The following is an 18,862-nucleotide window of genomic DNA, read 5'->3' as shown; positions in this document are numbered from 1 at the left end:
TCAGGTCAGTAGCGGGCGAGCACCCGGTTGATCAGCTCGGCGAGCCGGGCGACGGCGGGTGGGCGCAGCACGCCGTAGTGGTCGGTGTCCAGCCCGTGGACCTCCAGCGGACCGGCCAGATGGCGGCCCCAGCCCAGGTCGGGCAGCTCCGGCGGAGTGTCGTCCACGCCCATGCCCACGCCGGAGTTGCGCACGGCCCGCCGCTCGGCCCGGACCAGCACGGTGGTGGTGGTCGCGTCGGCCAGCCGCCGGGGCGTGTGGGCGCCCAGGCCACGCAGGTGGCGGGCGAAGACGGCGACCCGTTCACGCGGGTCCTCGCCCCGGCCCAGCAGCCGGTGTTCCCGCAGCCGCGCCGCGACCGTCTCCCACCGCTGCCCGGTGGGCAGCGCGAGCAGCGCCTCACGGTCCGCCCGGGTGCCGACGCCCAGGTCGAGGCCGAGGTACGCCTCGAACGCGCCGAGCTGCCGTACGGTCGCCTCGGCCAGCCCGTCGCCCGGCAGCGGCGTGATGTAGGTCGGGTCGTTGGAGTCGAACATCAGCAGCAGCCCGACCGCGGCGCCGTCCTCGTGGACCTGGCACGCCACCTCCTGGCCGAGGCTGCCGCCCATGGACCAGCCGCCGAGCAGATAGGGACCGTGCGGGCGGTGCCGCCGGATCGCCTCCCGGTAGCGGCGGGCCAGGCCCGGCAGGTCGTCCGGGGCGGACGCGCCGGCCAGGCCGGGGTCGGTCAGCGCGACGACCGCGAACCGCTCGTCCAGCAGCCTGGACAGCTCGGCGTAGCACAGGACGTCGCCGCCGGAGGGGTGGATCAGGAACAGCGTCTGCTCTTCCGTCCCCTCCCGCATCGGCACGACGATGTCGTCGTGGCCGGACACGGTAGCGGGATGACTCGACGGCGGCTCGTCCCACGTCGAGGGCTCGGTGGCCAGGAGGCGCAGCCGGGCCGCGTACCTGGTGAACATCTCCTCCACCTCGGCGTCGGGCAGCAGCCCGGCGACGGCATCCCACTGCAGCAGCAGTTCGTCGCGCTGCACCAGCACCTGGTGGTCCAGCCACGTCTGCGGGGTCTGGCTGAGGGCGTGGACCTGTTCACCCACCCACTGCAGATCGGGCCGGCCGCCGACGAGGTCCTCCAGGCCGAGAGCGCTGGTGAACACCACGGGCACGGACTCGGCGCGTCCCTGCCCGGAGGCGCGTTCTGCGAGGAGGTCCAGCGCCGAGTACGTGCGGTGGTCCAGGTCGGTGAACAGCCGGCGCTGCGCCCGCTGTACCTGCTCGGCGAACGTCCCGGGCTCGCGCCGGTCCACTTCGTGCAGCAGCAGCGAGGTGAAGTCTCCGACGACCTTCTCGACGTCCGGGTGGATCGGCGGACGGTCGAACAGGGTGAGCGTGAGCGCGAAGTGCTCGCTTCCCGACCAGGTCGCCAGCGTCTCCGCATAGGCCGTCAGCAGGACGGCGGCGGGGGTGAGCTTGCGCCGGGCCGCCTCCCGTTTCAGCGTGCGCCACTGTCCGGCCGTCAGCCGCGCGGTGCGGCGGACGAAACGCGGAGCGCCCTCGGGTACGGCGACCGGCAGTGGCGGAGGGCCGGGCAGCGTGTCCAGCCGGGCCCGCCAGTAGCCGGCGGCACGCCGCCACTCGTCGCCCTGCCGGCCCTGCTCCAGAGCGCGCACGCAGGCGGCGAAGTCGACGGCGGGCTCGGGCAGCGGGGTGCCGGGGTGCTCGTAATGGTGGCGGACCTCCCGATCGATGATCCAGTAGCTGCCGGCGTCACAGATGAGCACGTCCACGCCGATGAACAGCCGGACCCGTCCCCCAGGCAGTCGGGCGGCCTGGATCTGTACCAGCGGCCAGCGGTCCGACGGGCCGGGGTCACGGGAGATCCGCTCCCGCAGCCGGGCCAGCCGCTCGGCCATGACGGCCTCGCCGGCCCCGGTCAGGTCATGCACCCGGATCCGGTACGGAGGCACGTGGTCGAGCACCTTGAGGCGCCCCTGGCGGGTGACGATCGCGCGCAACATCGGATGCCTGGCGATCACGTCCCGCCAGGCCCGCTCGTACCTGGCCAGGTCCAGGTCGGGGCAGTCGTATTCCAGGTAGAACTGGCAGGCGATGCCGCCCAGCGCGTAGCCGCCCTCACGGCCGACCCAGTAAGCGTGCTGGACGCGGGTCATGGGGAAGGTGCCGTCAGGGTCGTCGCCTCGTGTCCCGGCATCGGGCTCGGCGGCCGGCGTCGCCGTCATGGCGGGCCGGACCGCCTCCCGGCCGGTCAGCAGCCTGGCGAGCGCACCGACCGTGGGGTTGGCGATCAGGTCCCGCAACCGCAGCCGCACCCCGTGGGATTCGCGCAGCAGGGCGAGAATGCGGGTGGCCAGCAGGGAATGCCCGCCGAGCACGAAGAAGTCGGCGTCGGCCGAGGTCACCGGCACGCCCAGCAACTCCGACCACAGCTCGGCCACCGCCTGTTCCGCGGGGGTGAGCATGCTCTCCTGCCCGGGATCGGCGGCCTGCCGCACGGGCGGGGTGTAGGCCGCCGGGGCGACGCGTTCGCGCAGGTCGGTGGTCGACACGGCGACCACGGGAGGGCGGGTGCGGCGCGGGCCGGCCAGGACGCGGTCCAGCGCCGCCATCCCGGTCTGTGCCCCGAGTGCGAACGCCAGCCGCACCGTCCGCTCGGTCCCCGCAGGGCCGACCTTCCACGCGTCCCACACCACGCTGACCCATCGGGTGGCGTCCCGCGCGCCGGATCCCACCTCTTCGGCGAGCGCGTCCAGGTATCGGTTGGCCGCGCAGTACGGCCCCATGCCGATGCCTCCGACGAAGGTGCCCGCCGAGGACATCAGCACCACGTCTAGGGGCTTGCGGTCGACCGGCAGGCGGTCGACCGCCTCGCGCAACGCCAGCGCCCCCGCGATCTTGGCGTGCACGTGCCCGGCGACCTGACCGGATCCGACCCCGCGCAGGGGACGCAGGTCGGCGCTCGCCACGACCCCGGCCGCGTGCACGGCCAGGGCGATCGGTCCCTGCGCCGACAGCTCTGCGAGCAGCGCGGCGGTGCCCTCGGCATCGGCGGCGTCCAGTCGCCTGACCTCGACGGGCAATCCCTCCTCGGCAAGCCTGCGCAGTGAGGCGGCCCGTTCCCGGACGGCCGGATCGGCGTCATCGCCGGGCGGCCCGCTCCGGGAGGTGACCACCACGCGCAACCCCTTGCGAGCGAGATGCGCTGCCGTGGTGAGTCCGACGTCGCCGAGCCCTCCGATGATCAGCGCCGTCGCGACGCCGGCGGATGCGGATGGACCCGGGGCGCGCCGCGGCCGCCACGGGGCGATTCCCCGCAGCCAGCGGTCCGGGCCGCGCAGGGCCGGCTCGGCTCCGGAGGTCGCGGTGGCGAGGAGGTCGGCCAGTTCGGCGGGCACCGCCTCGGCCAGGTCGGTGTGCTCGTCCACGTCCAGCACCCGCCAGCGCACACCCGGCTGCTCTTGGGCGATGACCCTGGGCAGCGCGTGCAGCGCCGCGGCGGCGGGGTCGGGACGTTCGGCACCGGTCACCCGCTGGGCTCCCCGCGTGACCTGGAGGAGCAGTCCGGCGGACCGCTCCCCGGTGAAGAAGGTCCTGGCGAGCCGCGCGTGCGCCAGCACGCCTTCGGTCACGGCCTCGGGATCGGCGCGGCGTGCGCCCCACTCCCCGGCCAGCACCACCACACCCGTCCATTCCGCGTCGGGATACTCGCCTGCACGGGCTGCCGGGATCACCTCGGCGCCGACGGCCGACAGCGCCTCGACCACCGTGGTGATCGCGTCCTCGTCGTCACCGGCGACCGCCCAGCGGCCCTCCAGCGCGGCCGCCGGATCGAGCGGCGCGACCTGCGTCCAGACGGGAATCTGCAACGGATCGTCCTCGTCGGGCTCCTGCGTTCCGGTGACGGATCGCGCGGGCTCCACGGGTGGGTCGATCCACAGCCGCCGCCGCTGGAACGCCTGGCCAGGCAGCGCGACACGCCGCCACCGGTGATGCATGCCCGCGAAGTCCGGCTCCACTCCGTGCGTCCACAGCTGTCCAGCCGCTGCGCGAAGGGCCGGCAGATCGCTGTCGTCCTGGTCGGTGGCCAAGGTGGTCAGCGCGGCCCGCAGCTCCGGCAGGCGGTGGGCTCGGGCCAGGGACGCCAGTGCCCCGCCGGGTCCGACGTGGAGGAGCACCACCGGTGCACCCTCAGCCGTGTCCATGGCCGTGCGCAGTGCCTGGGAGAACCGCACCGGCTCACGAAGCTGGCGCACCCAGTGGTCGGCCGTACCCAGTCCGGTGGTCACCACTTCCCCGGTCAGCGTGCTGACCACGGGCACTGCCGGCACCCCGGCGGACAGTCCCTCCGCGGCGGACCGCAGCCGGGGCAGGGCCGGTTCGACGAGCCGTGAGTGCGCCGCTCCGTCGAACCGCAGCCGGGCCGGCTCGTATCCGGCGTCCGTCAGCGTCTTCTCCAGCGCCGCCACGGCCGGCTCGGGACCGGAGACCACGCACGAGCCGGGAGCGTTCAGGGCCGCCAGATCGATGTCGGGATGCGCGCGCAGCAGCTCGCGGGTCTCGGCCTCGCCGAGCGGTACGGAGAGCATGGCGCCGTCGCCGGCGGCTTCGGCCATGGCCAGGGAGCGGACCGCGACGAGCCGTACCGCGTCCGGCAACGGCAACGCCCCGGCGACCACGGCAGCGGTGTACTCGCCGAGGCTGTGCCCGAGGACCAGGTCGGGGCGCACGCCCCAGGTCTCCAGCAGCCGTGCCGTGGCCAGGGAGACCGAGAACAGGGCGGGCAGCCCCGGTACCGGCCCGCGGATGCGGTCCTCCTCGCCACGGACGACCGCGCGGATGTCAAGGCCCAGGTGGGCGGCGAACAGCGCGGCGCACTCGTCCACGCACGCGGCGAACGCCGGCTCGGCGTCGTAGAGGCCGGCGCCCATGCCCGCGCGGGCGCTGCCGCCACCGGGAAAGGCGAACACGAGCCTCGGGGGCACGGTGGGCGCGGCGACCGGCGCGGCATCACGCAGGGCCGGCGCCAGATTCCCGTCCTCGGCGATGACACTGACCCGATGGGTCTGGTGACGACGGCCCTGCTGCAGCGTGTAGGCCACGTCCGCCACTGGTACGGCCGGCGCGCTCTCAGCCCAACGGGCCAGGTCGGCCACGGTCTCTTCCAGCGCCTCGGGGGTGTGCGCCGACAGCACCAACGGGTGCGGCCGGCGATCGGCGGGCCGGGCGGGCCGCTCGGGTGCGGGCCCCACGACGACGTGGGCGTTGGTGCCGCCGATGCCGAACGAGCTGACCCCGGCCAGCTCGGGGCCGTCCCAGCGGCGAGTACGGCTCACCACCTCGAAGGGCGACCCCGCCAGACCGAGCAGATCGTTGACGGGTTCCGCGTACAGCGAAGCGGGAAGCGCGCCATGCCGGACCGCCAGCACCGTCTTGATGAACGACGCGATCCCGGCCGCGGAGTTGGTGTGGCCGAGATTGCTCTTGACCGAACCCAGCCCGCACCAGGCCGGGCCGGTGCCGCCGAACACCTGGCGCAGCGCGGCGACCTCGATGGGGTCGCCCAGCCGGGTGCCGGTGCCGTGCGCCTCGACGTAGCCGACCTGCCGGGGGTCCGCACCGGCGACCGCCAGAGCTTCCGCGACGGCGCGGGCCTGCCCGCGCACCGACGGCGCGGTCAGCCCCGTCTTGTCCGCTCCGTCGTTGTTGACGGCCGATCCGTGCACCACGGCGAGAACCGGGTCGCCGTCGTCCAGTGCGTCGCGCAGCCGGCGCAGCACGACCGCGCCGACGCCCTGGGTGTAGACGATTCCGGTGCCATGGGCGGAGAACGGTCGCACCTTGCCGTCCTCGGAGTAGATGCCGTCGGGCGTGGACAGATACCCCCGGCCCTGCGGCACGATCAAAGAGACGCCTCCCGCCAGTGCCGTGTCGCACTCACCCGACAGCAGCGACTGCACGGCGAGGTGCACAGCGACCAGCGAGGTCGAACAGGCGGTGTTGACCGAGATCGCCGGGCCGGTCAGGTCCAGCCGGTAGGCCACCTGCGCGGGCAGGTAGTCGGTGTGCGTGGAGATGGCCGTCTGGAGGCTGCCGCCCGGATCGGCGCCGCCGCCGGTGGGATCCCAGCGTCCGGCCAGATTGGCGGCCAGATAAGCGCTCTGCGCCGCTCCGGCGAACACCCCCACGGCTCCGGCGCCACGGCCGCCCCCGTGACCGGCCTGCTCCAACGCCCGCCAGCAGATCTCCAGGAAGAGCCGCTGCTGCGGGTCCATCAGTGCGGCCTCTCCGTCAGTGAGGCCGAACGGCTCAGGGTCGAAGAGGTCCTGGCCGTCGATCATGCCGGCCACCGGCACGTAGGCGAAGTCGCGGCGCAGCTTGCGGGGCACGCCGCGCGCGGCGAGCTCCTCGTCGGTGAGCCGGGTCAGCCCGTCACGCTCTTCGACCAGCAGCCGCCACAACGCATCGGCGTCCGGCGCGCCGGGGAAACGACAGGCCAGGCCGGTCACGGCGACGAGGTCGTCATGGGAATTCATCGGACGGTCTCCTCGGCCTTGATCCGCGCCAGGCGCCTGGCTTGGGGCCGCCGCGCGGCGGTGTCCACGTCTCCGGCCTCGGCGTCGGCCTGAGCCGGGGGCGGGCTTTCCGTACAGCCTTCGGTGATGTGCACGGCGAGCTGCCGGATCGTGGGGTGGTTGAACATGTCCAGGACGGTCAGCCGCGGGTCGAGCAGTTCCGTCAGCCTCACGTGGGCGCGGACCAGGGTCAGCGAGGTGGCCCCGAGCCGGAAGAACGGCACGGTCGGATCGAGCTCCATGTCGTCGAGCAACTCGCTCAGCACCCGGCTCACCGTCCGCTCGACCTCGGCATCAGGCCGTGTCAGGCCCGGCCCACCGGCCGGTGACGCGGAGATCTCCTCCGGGGCCCGCGGCGCGGGAAGTCCGCCCTGAGGACCGGTGGGCAGCACCGGCAGCTCGATGAGAGCACCGTCGTAGGCGAGGCGCTCGCCGAGCGTCAGGCCGCGGCCCGCCGCCGCACGGAGACGTTCGGCCCAGCCGCCGGCCGCGGCCATGGCCCGCGCCGGGGGCAGCGTCCCCGCGGCGATCCTCAGGGTGATCTCCAAGCCGTCCTCGGCCGCCTCCCGGATCAGCGTGGCGAGGTCCGCCGCAGAGGTACTCGGACCGGCCACAGGTACGGACGCGGCCGCCGCATCCTCGGCCACTTGCTGATCGGCAGGTGCGCCGGGCCGCTGATAGGGGTTCGGCAGCGCCTTGTAGTCGATCTTGCCGTTGTCGGTGATGGGGAACCCGTCCATGAGCACGAACCGGCTCGGCACCATGTAGTCGGGCAGGCGCTCGCGTAGGTGGGCGATGACCGCCTCGTCGGCGGGCGGCTGTCCGGGGTCGGCCGCGACCACGTAGGCCACCAGCCTCGGCCGGTCGTCCGGGCCTGGAACCGACAGCGCCACCGAGTGCTGGACGCCCGGCACGCGGCGCAGCACGGACTCCACCTCGCCGAGCTCGATCCGATGTCCGCGGATCTTGACCTGGCGATCCATGCGGCCCATGAACTCGATGGTGCCGTCGGAGCGCCAGCGGCCCAGGTCACCCGTGCGGTACAGGCGCCGGCGCAGGACAGGATCGGTGGTGAAGCGCTCTGTCGTCTGCCGTTCGTCACCGATGTAACCGCGTGCCAGCCCCGCTCCGCCGATGTGCAACTCGCCGGGCCGTCCCACCGGGCACGGGCGCCCCTGGTCGTCCAGAATGTGAAAGCTCTGCCCGGGCAGCGCCCGGCCGTACGGGATGCTCACCCAGGAGGGAGACACCTCGCCGATCGGGTGGCAGATCGACCAGATCGACGCCTCCGTGGCGCCGCCCAGGCTGACCACCTGGGCGTCCGGCGCCATGGCACGGATGCGATCGGGCAGCGTGACCGGGATCCAGTCACCCGACAGCAAGACCAGCCGGAGTGACGCGAGCGCCCGGCGGGCCCGATCCGGGTCGATCTCGGCGTACTCGACGAGCATCTCCATCAGTGCCGGGGCGGTGTTCCACACCGTCACCCGGTGACCTTCCATGAGGTCGAGCCAGTGGCCGGGGTCCCGCTGGCGGGCGGCGTCCGGCAGTACGAGGGCGGCGCCGGTGCCCATCATCCCGAAGAAATCGTGGACGGAGAGGTCGAAGCTGAAGGCCGACAGCGCCAGAACGCGGTCCTCGGGGCCGACGGGAAACCTGTCGATCATCGCGTCGATGGTCGTGCGCGCGGCCCGATGCTCGATCGCCACGCCCTTGGGCCGCCCGGTCGAACCGGACGTGAAGATCGCATAGGCGAGGTCGTCCGCGCCGGGCCGGCGGACGGGTGCGGTCCCCTCCTCCTTCTCCAGTTCGGGCAGCCGGTGCACGGTCACCCTGCCAGGCCAGCCAGGTCCACCCTCTCCCGGTACCAGCGCGTGGCGAATGCCGGCCTGTTCGCAGACGGAGGCGATTCGGCTTTCCGGCCAGGACGGTTCCACCGGCACGTATCCTGCGCCGCTCGCGGAGACGCCGAGCAGGGCGACCACCTGTTCGACGCTCTGGGGGACGGCGACCGCGATCAGATCCCCGGGACCGGCGCCGAGGGCGGCCAGAGCGGAGCCGATCCGTTCCGCCCGTTCGGCCAGTTCCCCGTGAGTGAGGCCGCCGCCCGTGGCCAGCAGGGCTTCCTTGGTCGGCATGGCGTCGGCAGCCGCGCGTAGTGGATCGGTCAGGAGCGGCCCCACATCTGTGCGGCCGTGCAGTGGTTCGTCGGCCAGGAACGACGGATCCCAGCCGAGCCCGGGATCGTGCCAGGCGCCGGGATCGCTGGCCAGGCGGCGCAGCAGGCGGTGATGCGCGTCCCGCATGCCCTCGACGAATCCGTCGGCGAACAGCCCCTCGACCGCGTCCCAGCAGATGCGCAGCCAGCCGTCTTCATCGTGGACGATGTGGTCGAGGGCCACCTGGGGAGTCTGGGAGACACCGAAGACCTCTTCGCCGAGCCAGCCCGCGGGCGAACCTTCCGGCGCCAGGCCGATGCCGCTGGTGAAGACCACCGGATGGCTGGGGGTGAGGCCGGCGGGCATCGCGGCCTCGCGCAGCACCTCGATGCCGGAGACGGCGCGGTGCTCCAGGTCGGTCCAGAAGCGGCGGTTGACCTGGGTCGCGAAGTCTTCGAATCCCTTCCAGCGCCGCAGGTCCACCTGGCGGAACTCGACGAGCACCGTAGTGGTGAAGTCGCCGACCACCTGCGTCAGCTCAGGATCCTCGGGGCGGTCGAACAGCGTGGTGTTCAGGCAGAACGCCTCGTCGGCGCCCCAACGGGCCAGCACCAACCCGAAGGCGGCCAGCAGTACCCCGGTGGGACTCAGTCCTCGCCGTGCCGCCTGTTCTCTCAGCGTTCGCCATTCTCCGCTGTCCAGTTCGGCGTGACTGCGAGTGAATCGGTGGGCATGCACCTGCGCCAGATCCTTCGCCCATGGCAGGCGCGGTCCGGGCGGCAGTGACGGGACCCGCCCTCTCCAGTACTCCAGGTCATGCTCCCGGCGCCGCTCCTCGTCAGGATCGGTCTGCCGGCGGCGGACGACCTCGGCGAAGGTCGTCGGTATGGGGGGCAACACGGTGTCCGGATCAGCGACGAGCCGTCCCCATTCGGACATGATCTGCATCCAGCCCGTCATGTCCAAGGCGAGGATGTCGGTTCCGAAGAAGATCCGGGTGCGGCCGTCCGGGAGAAAGGCCGCCCGTATGTCGAACAGCGGCCACCTGTCGGCGGGACGCACCTGGTGGGAGCATTCGTACCGCAGCAGGCGGACGCGCTCCCGCACCTCGTCCGAGCCGGCCTTCCGCAGGTCCTCGACGGCGATCTCGTACGGGTCGACGTTGGGCAGGCTGTGCTGGCGTCCTTGCCGATCGATGGTCATCCGTAGCATGGGATGGCGCCCCACCAGCCGGTTCCAGGCCTCCGCCAGCCGCGCCAGGTCGGCCTCCGGACCGTCAGGAGCGGTTTCGCGGTCGTACTCCCGGTAGTAGAACGTCGCGACGCCTCCGAGTGGGAACGCCGGATCCCTGCCGATCCAGTAGGCGGTCTGCAGCGGCGTGAGCGGAAAACCTTCCTCTTCGGCCGCGGGCCCGATCGCCTCTCCCGGGTCGGCCATGCCCGCCGCGATGGTGCGGACCGTCGCCGCTCCGAGGAAAGCCGTCATCGGCAGGTCGAGGCCCAGGTCGCGTAGCCGTCGGCGCAGCCGGACGGCCGTGAACGACTCCAGCCCCATGACGGTCAGCGCGGTATCGGCGGCCACCTCGGAGGCCGATAGTCCAAGGACCTCCGCAACGAGATCCGTGACGTCCTCGACGGATACAGGCGAGGAGGAGGGGGGCGCTTCGCGCATGAGTCTCCTTCAGGTCGACGCACAAACTGCCAAGACAGGCACAATCCCACTCAGATGTGCGGATGATAATCATAATCATGTTCTTTCGTCCGGCTCTAGAGGGGGCGCCCGTTTTCCCGCCCGTCAGTGGAAGAAGGACCTGCCGTTCACGCTGCCGACGGAGCGGTGTGGGGGAGCGGTGAGCACCTTCGACGGCGTGAACGGGATCCGCTTGTACGCCCGGTGGGCAAGCTGCTCAGGCGTGACGCCCGGAGCGTGTGCGGGGCCAGAGAGAATCCGCGATGGGGGCACCGTCGGATCCGGGGTGAACTGCTCGGCCTTGGCCGTCGGATCGGGGAAGGCACGTCGGCCGCAGCGGAACCGTCGTCACCGAAGCCGTCTACCGCAAGCAGATCCGCCCCGTACTCCTGCAAGGAGCTGCGGCGATGGATGATCTCTTCGCCCGGCGGTCACTCACCAATGCGAAAGGGTGCCACCCACAAGAGTGACACCCTCAACGACCAGAGAAAATCTGGTCGGGACGACAGGATTTGAACCTGCGACCCCTTGACCCCCAGTCAAGTGCGCTACCAAGCTGCGCTACGTCCCGGTTGTGTCGGCCGCCCCCTGTGGGGCGGGACGTCATAACCTTAGCGCACATCGGAGGTGCACGCGCACACGGAAACGGGAGCGGAGGCGGGCCGGTGGGGCGTAGGCCGAGCATCGATCGGAGCGAGCTGGCCAAGCTGGTGGCGGAGGGGATGAGCGTGCAGGAGCTGGCCGCGCACTTCGGGGTCAGCGAGTCCGGGGTGCTGCAGGCCAAGCGGGCCGCCGGGCTGGCCAAGCCGATGCTCGACCACAGCGCCGCCGTGCCGTGGAAGCTCGCCAGGGCGCACGCGCAGTCGGGGCCCGCCACCAATCTGCGTAACCTGTCGGCGGCCGCGCAGGGGAAGCCGCCCGCGCCTGAGCGGTTGAACACCGCGCTGCGATGGGCGCAGCGGCTCGTCGACGCCGGCCTGGACGTGCGGTACGACGCCACTGAAGGGTTCGTTGAGTTCCCTGCTCCACCAGCCGGCTCACACGTCGCCGCAGTGCTCGCCGCGGCCAGGAAAGGCCTGGAAGCCCGCTGAGGGCGGGAGTTTCGAGCGGCCGGTCGAGGGCAGTCGCTGGTCTCAACACAGAGACCGGAGGCGAACATCATGACCACCTGGACATGGGTGGCCGTCGTCGTGGTCGCGGTGGTGGCGGTCGCCGCTGTGTATGTCGTGTTCCAGCGGCAGCAGCGCCGTGCCCACCTCCGCGAACGTTTCGGCCCGGAGTACGAGCGCATCGTCGCCGAGCACGAGAACCGGCGAGACGCGGAGCAGGAGCTGCTCGACCGCGAGCAGCGTCATTCCGAGCTCGACATCCGCCCCCTTCCTGAGGAGTCGCGGGATATCTACGCCAATCGGTGGACCGAGGTGCAGGAGCGCTTCGTGGACGCGCCGGGGTTCGCGGTGACCGAGGCCGATCAGCTGGTCACGGCGGTCATGGCGGAGCGGGGCTACCCGACGGAGGGCTTCGAACAGCGGCTGTCCGACCTGTCGGTGGGGCATGCGGCGACACTCGACCACTACCGGGCGGCTCACGAGATCAGCGGGCGGGCGGCCAAGAAGGAGGCCTCCACGGAGGAGCTCCGGCAGGCCATGGTGCACTACCGTGCGCTGTTCGATGAGCTGCTCCAAGAATCCACCCGAGGACGGTGAAGGATATGAGCGGCGACGAGCTGAAGGTGCCGTCGCAGCGTGCCGATGAGCCCACCCCCGACAACGACGACACGGCCGGCGAGAGATCTGATCACAGGGCAGAAGACCCGGCTCAGGTCCACGAAGGTGACGAGTACGGGCGTGGCGATGACCTGTACGCCAGGACCGAGGGCGACATGCCGGCGGAACCTGAGCCGGAGCCCGACCCCCTGCACAAGCCGGACGCGGCGGGTGAGACGCCGGCCCACGCCGCCCCCGAGGACGTCGTCCTGTTCGATCAGGATCCCGCCCAGGTGCAGGCCCGCTGGCGCGACCTGCAGTCGTCCTTCGTCGACGACCCAGGCGAGGCCGTTCAGCGCGCGGACGGGCTGGTCGGCGAGGTGGTGGAGTCGCTCACCAGCACCCTCACCACCCGTACGAACGCCCTGCGCGACCGCTGGAAGGACGCGGAGACCCCCGACACCGAGCAGTTGCGTCTGGCGCTGCGCGACTACAGGAGCGTTCTGGAGCGCCTGCTCGCTCTCTCAGGCAGGACCGAGAGTCAGGGAATGAGGTGACATGACATGCTCGCGATAGTGGCAGCGATCATATTCGGGCTGGGCTTCCTGCTCGACCTGGTGGGCGCGGCGATCCCCGGCGGGTTCTCCGGCATGACGTTCGCGCTGCTGGGGCTGGCGCTGCTGGCGCTGCACCAGGCAGGCATCGGCACGGCCGGCGTCCGCACGGGTTACAGCAACTGGCGCACCCGAGCCCGCCGTTAGGCGAGAAGAGCGAGGCCGCTCGCGCGTGGCGTACCCGGTACGCCCCGCGCGGGCGGCCTCCCTCTGTAAGGCGGGATCCACTCATTCCTTGCCCGGGAAACGCATGGTCACGGTGCTGCCGCCGCTCCCCACCCGGAGGGCCAGGTCCGAGGAGAGCAGGCGGGCCACCCACAACCCCATGCCCCCCACGGCGCCCGGCCTGGGCCCAGGCCGCCACGCGCCCTCGTCGTGCACCTCGACCACCAGGTTCCCGTTCGCCACCCAGGTACGCAGGCTCGCCGGCTCGGCCCCGTGCGTGACCGCGTTGGTGGCGACCTCGTTCACGGCGATGACGAAGTCGCCGACGGCCTCCTCGGGCATGCCGACGTCGCGGGCTTCGTCCTCGGCGAACCGCCGGACCCGCGGCAGGTCCGGCAGCCGGAAACTGAGCCTCTTCACGGGCGCGCCGGGCGGCGGGCTCGTGAAGCCCGACGGAGGCTCTGCGTCCTCGTTCACCCGGCGACCTCTCTCAGCCGACCAGCTCGGCGCGCAGCTGGTCGAGAACCTTGCGGAGGATACGTGAGACGTGCATCTGCGAGATGCCGAACTCCGCCGCGATCTCGGCCTGCGTCATGTTGCCGAAGAACCGCAGCAGCAGGATGTGCTTCTCGCGCGAGGGGAGCGCGTCGATGAGCGGCTTGACCGCCTCCCTGTCGACCATGGTGCTCAGCGTGTCGTCGTCCTCGGGGATGACGTCGCCGAGCGAGGCGGCGTCGTCGTCGGTGCCGAGCGGCGCGTCGAGCGACAACGTGCTGTACGCGGCGGAGGCGTCGAGCGTGAGCAGGACGTCCTCCTCCGTGATGTTCATCTTGGCGGCCAGCTCCGCCACGGTCGGGGACCTGCCGAGGTCCTGACTGAGGTCGGCGACGAGCCGGTTGAGCTCCGAGCGCCGCTCCTGGTAGAGGCGGGGCACCCTGATGGCCCACGTGCGGTCGCGGAAGTGCCGCTTGACCTCGCCGGTCATCGTGACGACCGCGTATCCCCTGAACGCGTGGCCGAGGGTCGGGTCGAAGCCGTTGACCGCCTTCATGAGCCCGACGTACGCGGCTTGGAGAAGATCCTCCAAAGGTTCGCCCCGGTAGCGGTAACGTCTGGCGATCTCCATGGCCAGCGGCCGGTGCATTTCGACGATGCGCTCGCGCAACCGCTCCCGGTGGCTGTCGGAGGTCTCCGCCCTGACCATCTCGGCCAGGAGCTCTTCTGCCGTCATGTCTTCGAGGAGGTATTCCTGCACAGCCATCGCTGCTCCTCATATGGATCGCAGGCGGCCTCCGCAACAGGAAAAGCCCAGGCAGAGGCACGCCTCGCTCTACTCTCGAGACGAAAGCCCGCTGCTGGACTTCGCCTCCAGTCTCCCCCGTGCCGCCGGAAGTATTCCTCCATCGTGTGGTGACAGTAGGGTTGCTGCGTGACAATGCCGGAAAACGGCGAAGGGTCCGTGACGGCCCTGAGCCTGACGTCGTCGACCGTGGACGAGATCACCGTGATCAAGGTCGATGGCGTGCTCGACGCCACGACACGTGAGCAGTTCGCCGACTATCTGTCCATGACCGGAGGCGATCTGATCCTGGACCTGGCCGGGGTGACGTTCATGGATTCGCGCGCGCTCGGGCTGATCGTCCACCACTGGCAGACCAGCCTGGCCTCGGGCGCCAGGTTCGCGCTGATCGGAGTCGAATACTCCAAGTCCAAGGTGATGTGGATCACCGGGCTGGCGCAGCGGCTGCCCCTCTATGACACGCTCGACGACGCCCTGGCCGCCATCGGGTGAGGTCAGTGCCGTGACTTGCGCTGGTGCTCGTCCACCAGGAGCCTGGCCAGGTCGGCGACCTTCACCTGGTGGTGCTGCGAGATCCTGCGCAGCTCCTCGAACGCGGCCTCGGCGGTGCATCCGCTGGTCTGCATGATGATGCCCTTGGCCTGGTCGATGACGGAACGACCGGCGAGGGCCTGCTGGAGCTGGGCGGCGTCGGTGCGCACCTCCTCGAACTCCCACATGTTCGCCATGGCCACGCCGACGTGCTCGGTCAGCATGTCGGCGAGCGAATGGGCGCCCTGTGGGGAGAACGCGCCGGGGCGTACCGAATAGAGGCCGACGACCAGCACGGCGGGCGCCACGTCGATGGGGACGAGCAGGGCCGAGCGCACGCCCCAGCGGGTGGCCAGCACGTCGTAGCGGGGCCAGCGGCTGTCGCTCAGCACGTCGGTGACGGAGGCGCGGCCGCCGCTGTTCCTGGCCTCGATGGAGGGGCCCTCGCCGAGCTCGCGCTCGCCTTCGACGAGCATGATCAGCTCGCTGTGCGAGCCGGAGACCTGGACCCGGTGGTCGCGCCAGTGCTCGGCGGAGGCCCCGGAGCAGCCGGGAACACCGCCGGCCAGAGCCGTCGTCAGGCCGCGCAGCACGCTCTCCGTGGAGGTGTCCTCGCCCAGCCGGCCCAGAGTGACCAGATCGCGGGCGAGACCGGGCGTGATCATCGCGGTCGATTCCATCAGGTGCGCGCGGAGGGGACCGCCCGCCTCAACCGGCGGGGAAGTCCGCGCTCCCTCCCCTCGGGTTCTGTCGGCGCCCATCGGTGGTGCGGGACGAAAGCTCCGGTCGAGAGCCGTTCCCCGTGACTCCCGCCGCGGACACGGCCGGCGGGCACACGGCGCGCGCCGGCGTGACGGCGGCGATCGACGCCCTCAGGGCGGGGCCTGCCCTTCGTGAGGCCGCGGAGGCGGCTTCGTGAGAAGCCGCTTCCTTCAGGGAGCGGAGGAGTCACAGTGAGAAGCCCCTACCCCTTATGGCTCCTGTTATCCCGAGTGGCGTAGCGTCAAAGGGTGACCATGCCGGACCTCGAACACGCGCTGGACGCGCTGGCCGGGCGCGTCTCGTCGCTGCGTGAGGCGAGGGCCGCCTACCCCGCCGACCTGGCGCCCACGCTCGACGCGGCGCTCGCGGAGCTCGACACCGCCGCCGAGTTGCTGGCCGAGGCCCGCGAGGAGTTGCGCAAGGCGCCCAAGCGGCCAGGGGGCAAGAAGGACGGCGGGCAGCGGGAGCTGAAGCTGCTGCGGCAGGTGTTCAGGGCGTTTCCCGTGCCCGTCATCGTGCTCGACGGCGGCGGCGTGGTCCGGCGGATCAACCCGGAGACCTCGCGCATGCTGGGCAGCCCCGACGGCTATCTGGTGGGGCGCTCGTTCCCGCTGCTCGTGGACGTGTCGCGGCGGGCCGCGTTCCGCTCGCATCTGACGTCGGTGCTGCAGACCGGGCAGCCGGCGGCGTTCGAGACGCGGCTGGCACACCAGGGGCGGACCCACACGGTGCAGGTCGCGCTGACCCGGCTGACGATGCCGGGCGAGCCGCAGCAGATGGTGGCGGCGGTGGCGCTGCCGACCGAGGTGCAGCTGCCCGAGCCGGGCGCGCGCCGGCCCGAGCAGTCCGACGGCGCGCTCCTGCTGGCCGCGGCCAAACGGCAGGACCTGCTGGTCAAGATGGCCACGCTGCTGCTCGAAGAGGAGGCGCTGCTGCGCCCCGTCGCGCTGGCGCGGGCGACGCGGCTGCTGGCGGCCGAGTGGGCCGACTGGGTGATCGCGGACATGGTCCGGGGCGGGTTGCCGCGCCGCTCGGTCGTCGTGGCGCCCAAGGACCAGCCGATCGGCGAGCTGGTCCGCCAGGTGGAGGCCGCCGACCCGGCCGGCAGCCACGTGGTGCTGCAGGTGCTGGAGCGGGGCTCCGGCGTGGTGCACGAGATGCTGGACGACGAGACGCTGCTCGGCTTCTGCGCCGACGGGCCGGTGCTGACGGCGATGGGCGCGGGATCGATGCTGAACGTGCCGATCGGCCGGGCCGACGGCGTGCTGACGCTGGTGCGCACCCACGACAGGCGGCCGTTCTCGCTGGCGGACCTGGCCGTCATGCAGGAGGTGGGGCTGCAGCTCGGGATGGCCGTACACGTCCAGAGCAGCTTCCAGAGCCGCTCGCGGGCGGCGGACGCGCTGTCGGCGAGCGTCGCGCCGCGCAACCTGCCCGACGTGCCAGGCTACGAGGCGTCGGCCGTCTACCATCCCGGGTCGTCGGTGGGGGCCGAGTTCTACGACGTGTTCCCCGTCTGCTCGCGCGGGTGGGGGTTCGCGCTCGGCGGCGCCGCGGGCAAGGGGGAGGAGGCGGCCACGGTCAGCGCCATGGTGCGCGGTGGCCTGCGCGTGCTGAGCGTCTGGGAGTCCGATCCCGACCTGGTGATGCGCAAGGTCAACGAGGCGCTGGTCGCGCAGGGCACCGGCATGTTCGTGATGGCCGTGGCGGGGTTCGTCCGCGGGCGGGAGATCAGGTTGTCCTCGGCCGGGCACCACCCCGCCGTGCTGCTGCAGGCCGACGGCGGCGTACGTTTCGCCGCGGGCGGCGGCGTGCCACTGGGCATCTCACCCGAGGCGGAGACGGGGCAGGAGACGCTGACGGTCGCCTCAGGGGAGACGCTGGTGCTCTACTCGGAGGGGCTGATCTCCTCCAGGAACGACCGGGGCGAGCCGTACGGCGAGGAGCGGCTGGCCGACGTGCTCGGCCGGTGCGCGGGTCAGTCGCCGGCCACCGTGGTCAAGGCGGTGGAGGCGGATCGGCACGCGTTCTCGGGCGGCCAGGTGTGGGACGAGATCGTGGTTCTGGCCCTGCGAGGTGTCTGATCTGCGGGGGTTTGCGAACGGGCAGAACGTGGGTATCGTCGGGTTTGTAGTTGCATGTGCCTAAGACGCAGGCACACCTTGAACGCTTTCCACGCTGAGGTGTGCCATGAATATCGCGATTGTCGCTTCCGGGGGAAACCAGCGCCACCGCATCCTCGCCGTCGCACGCGAGCTGGGGCGCGAGCATCACGTCACCATCTACTCCCGCCGTGACAACGCCGAGGGCAAGCCCAAGACGCGGGTGGCCCCGGGAGTCACGCTGGAGCACATCGACGTGGGCCCGGCCAAGGACCTGCCCGCCGACGACGTCGTGCCGTACCTCAACGACGTCGGCGACCACCTCATGCGGCGGTGGAGCAACGACCGGCCCGACGTGATCCACGCCCACTCATGGACCTGCGGCCTGGCCGCCGTGGCGGGCGCCAAGGGGTTGTCGGTGCCGGTCACGCAGACGTTCCACACGGTCGACAGCCTGCACCAGGAGCTGGAGCGGGCCCTCGGCCGCCGGGCCGACGCGGTCATCGCCGGCTCGGGGGACGAGGAGTCCGCGCTGATCCGGCTCGGCGTGCCGCGCGGCAACATCGCCGTCGTCCCGTACGGCGTCGACACCGAGCGTTTCCAGCGCCGCGGGCCCATGGCCACGCGGGGCACGCGCAAGCGGCTGCTGCACGTCGGGCCGCTCACGATCGAGCGCGGCGCGCACACCGTCGTACGCGCGCTCCAGGGGCTCGGCGACGTCGAGCTGGTCATCGCCGGCGGCCCCGAGCCCGAGGACCTCGACCGCGACCGGGACGCGCGCCGCCTGCGCGCGCTGGCCGAGCAGCTCGGCGTGGCCGACCGGATGACGCTGCTGGGCCAGGTGAAGCGGGCCGGGGTGCCGAAGCTGATGCGCAGCGCGGACGCCGTGGTGTCGGTGCCGCGCGAGGCGTCGACGGGGATCGTCGCGCTGGAGGCGATGGCCTGCGGCGTCCCGGTGATCGCCTCGTCCGTCGGCGCGCATCTGGACTCGATCATCGACGGCGTCACCGGGCTGCTGGTGCCGCCTGACCGGCCGGCGCGTACCGCGCGGCTGGCCCGCGAGCTGCTGTGGGACCCGACCCTGCGCACCGCGCTCGGATACGCGGGCGCCGACCGGGCGCGCTCGCGCTACTCCTGGGAGCGCGTCAGCCAGGAGCTCGTACGCGTCTACGAGTCGGCCTGCGCCTGACCACCACCATCGAACTCCGGCCATAGAACTCCGGCCATAGAACTCCGGCCATAGA

The 18,862-nt window shown here is 71.8% G+C and carries 12 protein-coding genes and 1 tRNA gene; 7 read left to right on the top strand and 6 right to left on the bottom strand.

All coding sequences use genetic code 11. The features are described 5' to 3' along the window. Nucleotides 1-5: 5 nt before the first annotated feature. The 3 genes from ITP53_RS14145 to ITP53_RS14135 all read right to left on the bottom strand — a co-directional run bounded on the left by ITP53_RS14145 (nucleotide 6) and on the right by ITP53_RS14135 (nucleotide 11,009). A complete protein-coding gene (locus tag ITP53_RS14145) occupies nucleotides 6-6,551 on the bottom strand; it encodes a type I polyketide synthase (protein ID WP_195895832.1) in 6,546 nt (2,181 codons plus the stop codon). Beyond that, nucleotides 6,548-10,420 (bottom strand): non-ribosomal peptide synthetase, encoded by a 3,873-nt coding sequence (locus tag ITP53_RS14140; RefSeq protein WP_195895831.1) that lies wholly within the window; start codon nucleotides 10,418-10,420, stop codon nucleotides 6,548-6,550. Before ITP53_RS14140 ends, ITP53_RS14145 begins: the two co-directional genes overlap by 4 nt. Before the next feature lie 512 nt (nucleotides 10,421-10,932). After that, a tRNA-Pro gene (locus ITP53_RS14135) sits at nucleotides 10,933-11,009 on the bottom strand. A gap of 94 nt (nucleotides 11,010-11,103) precedes the next feature. Here ITP53_RS14135 and ITP53_RS14130 point away from each other — a divergent pair. The 4 genes from ITP53_RS14130 to ITP53_RS14115 all read left to right on the top strand — a co-directional run bounded on the left by ITP53_RS14130 (nucleotide 11,104) and on the right by ITP53_RS14115 (nucleotide 12,905). Continuing rightward, a complete protein-coding gene (locus ITP53_RS14130) occupies nucleotides 11,104-11,529 on the top strand; it encodes a helix-turn-helix domain-containing protein (RefSeq protein WP_195895830.1) in 426 nt (141 codons plus the stop codon). Nucleotides 11,530-11,598: 69 nt separating this feature from the next. Further along, entirely contained in the window at nucleotides 11,599-12,144 is a 546-nt protein-coding gene (locus ITP53_RS14125; RefSeq protein ID WP_195895829.1) for a hypothetical protein, read from the top strand. A gap of 5 nt (nucleotides 12,145-12,149) precedes the next feature. Beyond that, nucleotides 12,150-12,701, top strand: a complete 552-nt coding sequence (locus tag ITP53_RS14120) for a hypothetical protein (protein WP_195895828.1) — start codon at nucleotides 12,150-12,152, stop codon at nucleotides 12,699-12,701. Nucleotides 12,702-12,719: 18 nt separating this feature from the next. Then, nucleotides 12,720-12,905 (top strand): hypothetical protein, encoded by a 186-nt coding sequence (locus ITP53_RS14115; protein WP_328814420.1) that lies wholly within the window; start codon nucleotides 12,720-12,722, stop codon nucleotides 12,903-12,905. Nucleotides 12,906-12,986: 81 nt separating this feature from the next. Here ITP53_RS14115 and ITP53_RS14110 read toward each other — a convergent pair whose 3' ends face one another. Together ITP53_RS14110 and ITP53_RS14105 are read right to left on the bottom strand one after the other, a co-directional pair. Next, on the bottom strand, nucleotides 12,987-13,400 hold the full coding sequence (locus ITP53_RS14110; RefSeq protein WP_195895826.1) for an ATP-binding protein: 414 nt from the start codon (nucleotides 13,398-13,400) through the stop codon (nucleotides 12,987-12,989). A 13-nt stretch (nucleotides 13,401-13,413) separates the two neighbouring features. Next, nucleotides 13,414-14,184 carry a SigB/SigF/SigG family RNA polymerase sigma factor gene (locus ITP53_RS14105; protein WP_195895825.1) on the bottom strand — a complete coding sequence of 257 codons (771 nt, stop codon included), beginning with the start codon at nucleotides 14,182-14,184 and terminating at the stop codon, nucleotides 13,414-13,416. A 174-nt stretch (nucleotides 14,185-14,358) separates the two neighbouring features. On the opposite strand from ITP53_RS14105, the gene ITP53_RS14100 reads away from it, so the two are divergent. Beyond that, a complete protein-coding gene (locus tag ITP53_RS14100; RefSeq protein WP_195895851.1) occupies nucleotides 14,359-14,715 on the top strand; it encodes an STAS domain-containing protein in 357 nt (118 codons plus the stop codon). Nucleotides 14,716-14,717: 2 nt separating this feature from the next. On the opposite strand, the gene ITP53_RS14095 is transcribed toward ITP53_RS14100, so the two are convergent. Beyond that, entirely contained in the window at nucleotides 14,718-15,419 is a 702-nt protein-coding gene (locus ITP53_RS14095; protein WP_236050793.1) for a GAF and ANTAR domain-containing protein, read from the bottom strand. 351 nt (nucleotides 15,420-15,770) lie between these two features. On the opposite strand from ITP53_RS14095, the gene ITP53_RS14090 reads away from it, so the two are divergent. Together ITP53_RS14090 and ITP53_RS14085 are read left to right on the top strand one after the other, a co-directional pair. Further along, nucleotides 15,771-17,600 carry a SpoIIE family protein phosphatase gene (locus ITP53_RS14090; RefSeq protein WP_195895850.1) on the top strand — a complete coding sequence of 610 codons (1,830 nt, stop codon included), beginning with the start codon at nucleotides 15,771-15,773 and terminating at the stop codon, nucleotides 17,598-17,600. 106 nt (nucleotides 17,601-17,706) lie between these two features. Beyond that, nucleotides 17,707-18,807: a glycosyltransferase gene (locus ITP53_RS14085; RefSeq protein ID WP_195895823.1), complete on the top strand. Its 1,101-nt coding sequence runs from the start codon at nucleotides 17,707-17,709 to the stop codon at nucleotides 18,805-18,807. Nucleotides 18,808-18,862 lie beyond the last annotated feature (55 nt).

The organism is Nonomuraea cypriaca (assembly GCF_015645445.1).
GTDB classification, from domain to species: Bacteria; Actinomycetota; Actinomycetes; order Streptosporangiales; family Streptosporangiaceae; genus Nonomuraea; species Nonomuraea cypriaca.
Note: the sequence above shows the minus strand (reverse complement) of the source record. Positions and strands in the feature narration are given on the sequence as shown.

Excerpts from the sequence above, each read along its gene's own strand:
- ITP53_RS14145 (WP_195895832.1), bottom strand. The coding sequence starts at position 6,551 with ATGAATTCCCATGACGACCTCGTCGCCGTGACCGGCCTGGCCTGTCGT.
- ITP53_RS14140 (WP_195895831.1), bottom strand. The coding sequence starts at position 10,420 with ATGCGCGAAGCGCCCCCCTCCTCCTCGCCTGTATCCGTCGAGGACGTC.
- ITP53_RS14125 (WP_195895829.1), top strand. The coding sequence starts at position 11,599 with ATGACCACCTGGACATGGGTGGCCGTCGTCGTGGTCGCGGTGGTGGCG.
- ITP53_RS14120 (WP_195895828.1), top strand. The coding sequence starts at position 12,150 with ATGAGCGGCGACGAGCTGAAGGTGCCGTCGCAGCGTGCCGATGAGCCC.
- ITP53_RS14105 (WP_195895825.1), bottom strand. The coding sequence starts at position 14,184 with ATGGCTGTGCAGGAATACCTCCTCGAAGACATGACGGCAGAAGAGCTC.
- ITP53_RS14100 (WP_195895851.1), top strand. The coding sequence starts at position 14,359 with ATGCCGGAAAACGGCGAAGGGTCCGTGACGGCCCTGAGCCTGACGTCG.
- ITP53_RS14095 (WP_236050793.1), bottom strand. The coding sequence starts at position 15,419 with ATGATCACGCCCGGTCTCGCCCGCGATCTGGTCACTCTGGGCCGGCTG.
- ITP53_RS14090 (WP_195895850.1), top strand. The coding sequence starts at position 15,771 with ATGCCGGACCTCGAACACGCGCTGGACGCGCTGGCCGGGCGCGTCTCG.
- ITP53_RS14085 (WP_195895823.1), top strand. The coding sequence starts at position 17,707 with ATGAATATCGCGATTGTCGCTTCCGGGGGAAACCAGCGCCACCGCATC.